The organism is Thiohalocapsa sp. (assembly GCF_019695415.1).
Taxonomy (GTDB): Bacteria; Pseudomonadota; Gammaproteobacteria; order Chromatiales; family Chromatiaceae; genus Thiohalocapsa.
This window is the reverse complement of record NZ_JAIFKJ010000318.1, coordinates 1-3,651: the sequence shown is the minus strand read 5'-3', so window position 1 is coordinate 3,651 and position 3,651 is coordinate 1. Positions and strand designations below refer to the sequence as shown.

The 3,651-nt window shown below is 62.3% G+C and carries 3 protein-coding genes; all 3 read left to right on the top strand.

Translation table 11 applies throughout. The annotated features are described in order from the left end of the window. Nucleotides 1-391 precede the first annotated feature (391 nt). The 3 genes from rpsL to fusA all read left to right on the top strand — a co-directional run bounded on the left by rpsL (nucleotide 392) and on the right by fusA (nucleotide 3,570). Nucleotides 392-766, top strand: a complete 375-nt coding sequence (rpsL, locus tag I6U14_RS09195; RefSeq protein WP_296898676.1) for a 30S ribosomal protein S12 — start codon at nucleotides 392-394, stop codon at nucleotides 764-766. A 168-nt stretch (nucleotides 767-934) separates the two neighbouring features. Further along, complete coding sequence (gene rpsG / locus I6U14_RS09190; RefSeq protein ID WP_296898674.1) at nucleotides 935-1,405, top strand: 30S ribosomal protein S7; 471 nt, start codon at nucleotides 935-937, stop codon at nucleotides 1,403-1,405. 68 nt (nucleotides 1,406-1,473) lie between these two features. After that, the gene (gene fusA, locus I6U14_RS09185) at nucleotides 1,474-3,570 is read left to right on the top strand and encodes an elongation factor G (protein WP_296898672.1); all 2,097 of its coding nucleotides are present in this window, start codon (nucleotides 1,474-1,476) and stop codon (nucleotides 3,568-3,570) included. The last annotated feature ends 81 nt before the right edge of the window (nucleotides 3,571-3,651 follow it).

The following is a 3,651-nucleotide window of genomic DNA, read 5'->3' as shown; positions in this document are numbered from 1 at the left end:
ATGGCGGGGCATCCTGCCCCGCACGGGAAGCGCCAATAAATCGGCGCTTCCCTAACACCCAGACGAATGGGGAATGAGCCGCACGCCGCCGCTCGGTCTGCCCTCGGAGGATGGGCAGGCGCTTGCGGTGACAGTCCGCCGGACAGAAAGCCCGTGTGACAATCCCTTTCTGTTGACAGCGAAAAGCTGTCTTGTTACGCTTCTCTTCTTAGCTCGCCGGCCGCTGTGCCGGCGCGTTTGTTCCCGGGGCTTGAGCCTTCAGTGGCTGCACGGCCTCGCTGCTTGCTTCCTGATTTTCGTTCGGACCCGCATCGCCCGGTCACGGCTGCGGCAGTGCGGGTCGGGGTGACGTCGTGTTGTGCGGTGTGACCCGCTTTGGATGGAGCTTCTCATGGCGACTGTCAACCAACTCGTCCGTAAGCCGCGCAAGCGCCGGGCGGAGAAAAGCAACGTGCCGGCGCTCGAGGCGTGTCCGCAGAAGCGTGGCGTGTGCACCCGCGTTTACACCACGACGCCAAAAAAGCCGAATTCGGCCTTGCGTAAAGTGGCTCGGGTTCGCCTAACCAATGGCTACGAGGTCGCCTCGTATATCGGTGGTGAAGGGCACAACCTGCAGGAGCACTCGGTGGTATTGATCCGTGGCGGTCGAGTCAAGGACCTGCCGGGCGTGCGCTACCACACCGTCCGCGGCACCCTCGACACTACTGGTGTCGATAAGCGCCGGCAGGGCCGTTCAAAGTACGGTGCCAAGCGCCCGAAGAGCTGATCCGCCGCGGGCGGCGCCGAGATGCAGCCGTCCACCTGAAATATCCTTGCTTCTGGCCCTCGCCGCAATGTGAGCAGGCGCCGGGGATCGAAGCGAACAGATTACCGGAAGCGCTGCCGCCGACCGCGAAATTGGCAGCGCATAACCTTGTTCGGAGTTGAGCCAAAGATGCCGAGAAGACGCGTCATCGCTAAGCGCCAGATCCTGCCCGACCCGAAGCACGGCAGTGAGCTGCTCGCCAAGTTCATCAACATGCTGATGGAGGACGGCAAAAAGGCCGTTGCGGAGCGCATCATGTACGGCGCACTCGAGCAGGTTTCCGCAAAGAAGGGCGTGGATCCGCTTGAAACGCTCGATCAGGCCATGGAAAACGTTAGGCCAGCGGTGGAGGTGAAGTCGCGGCGCGTGGGCGGTGCGACTTACCAGGTACCGGTCGAGGTGCGCCCGACGCGCCGTAACACCCTGGCCATGCGTTGGCTGATCGACGCTGCACGTAAGCGCTCAGAGAAGTCCATGGCGCTTCGGCTCGCCGGCGAGCTCATGGACGCCGGCGACGCGCGCGGCACGGCGGTAAAGAAAAAGGAAGACACGCATCGCATGGCGGAGGCCAACAAGGCCTTCTCGCATTATCGCTGGTAGACGCGCTTAGCCCTCGAGCATCGGGCGAGCAGGGCGGCACCTCAACCCAAAGACAGGCGGACAGAGCCGTGGCACGCAGTACACCCATCGATCGGTATCGGAATCTCGGCATCATGGCCCACATCGATGCCGGCAAGACGACGACTACAGAGCGCATTCTCTTCTACACCGGTCTGTCCCACAAGATCGGCGAGGTGCACGATGGCGCCGCGGTCATGGACTGGATGCAGCAGGAGCAGGAGCGGGGCATCACCATCACCTCTGCAGCCACCACCTGCTTCTGGCAGGGCATGGACAAGCAGTATCCAGAGCACCGTATCAACATCATCGATACGCCTGGGCACGTGGACTTCACCATCGAGGTGGAGCGGTCTCTACGAGTGTTGGATGGCGCCTGTGCGGTCTTCTGCGCCGTCGGCGGCGTGGAGCCGCAATCCGAGACGGTATGGCGCCAGGCCGATAAGTATGGTGTGCCGCGTTTGGCCTTCGTGAACAAGATGGACCGCATGGGCGCCAACTTCCTGCGCGTCGTGGAGCAGGTGAAAGAGCGTTTGGGCGGGCAGGCGGTGCCCATCCAGCTGCCAATCGGTGCCGAAGAAGACTTTGCCGGCGTCGTCGACCTGGTCCGCATGAAAGCGATCTACTGGGACGACGCGTCCAAGGGCATGACCTACGAGGCGCGTGACATCCCCGCCGACATGGTCGACCTCTGTAACGAGTGGCGGGAGAACATGGTCGAGGCGGCTGCCGAGGCCGACGAGGAGATGATGGAGCGCTACCTCGAGGAAGGCGAGCTCAGCGAAGCCGATATCAAGAAGGGGCTGCGCATGCGGACCCTGGCGAACGAGATTGTGCCCATGCTGTGCGGCTCCGCATTCAAGAACAAGGGCGTGCAGGCGATGCTGGATGCGGTGATCGACTACATGCCTGCGCCCCCGGACGTCCCGGCCATCCAGGGCGTGCTGGATGACGCTGCGGAGACCGTTGCGGAGCGTCAGTCCACCGATGATGCGCCTTTCGCCGCGTTGGCGTTCAAGATCGCCACCGACCCCTACGTTGGAACCCTGACATTCTTCCGGGTCTATTCGGGTGTGCTCAGCTCCGGCGACACAGTCCTGAACCCCGTGAAGGGCAAGAAGGAGCGCGTTGGCCGCATCCTGCAGATGCACTCCAACGACCGCAAGGAGATCAAAGAGGTCCGAGCCGGCGACATCGCCGCAGCAGTCGGACTCAAGGATGTGACGACGGGCGACACCCTGTGCGCGCTGGACAAGCCCATCACGCTGGAACGAATGGAGTTTCCGGAGCCCGTTATCTCCGTGGCGGTCGAGCCGAAGACCAAAGGCGATCAGGAGAAGATGGGTGTAGCGTTATCGAAGCTTGCGCAGGAAGACCCGTCCTTTCGTGTTCGCTCCGATGAGGAGTCCGGCCAGACCATCATTTCCGGGATGGGCGAGTTGCACCTGGAGATCATCGTCGACCGCATGAAGCGCGAGTTCAACGTCGAGGCTAACGTTGGGGCGCCGCAGGTCAGCTACCGCGAGACGATTCGGGCCAGTGTGGAGCAGGAAACAAAATTCGCCCGGCAGTCCGGCGGTCGCGGTCAGTACGGCCATGTCTACATCCGCTTGGAGCCGCAGGAGGCTGGTGCGGGCTATGAGTTCGTCAACCAGATCGTCGGCGGCGCCGTCCCCAAGGAGTACATCCCGGCAGTAGACAAGGGCATCCAGGAGGCCATGGCCAACGGCGTGGCATATGGTTTCCCGATGGTCGACGTCAAGGTAACGCTCTACGACGGCTCGTATCACGAGGTCGACTCGAGCGAAATGGCGTTCAAGATCGCGGGCTCCATGGCCCTGAAAGAGGGCTCCAGCAAAGCCAAGCCGGTGCTGCTCGAGCCGATCATGAAGGTCGAAGTAGTGACGCCCGAAGAGAACATGGGCGATGTCATGGGCGACCTGAACAGCCGTCGCGGCATGATTCAGGGCATGGAGGACGCGCCATCCGGCAAGGTCATTCGCGCCGAGGTCCCGCTCGCGTCCATGTTCGGCTACGCCACCGATCTGCGCTCTGCCACCCAAGGGCGCGCGACCTACAGTATGGAATTCGCCAAATACAGCGAAGTGCCGGCGAGCATCGCCGAAGCCGTGACCAAAAAGCAGTAACCGATTTCGACTCGAGGGTATAGGCCATGTCCAAAGAAAAATTCGAGCGCAAGAAGCCGCACGTCAACGTTGGCACGATTG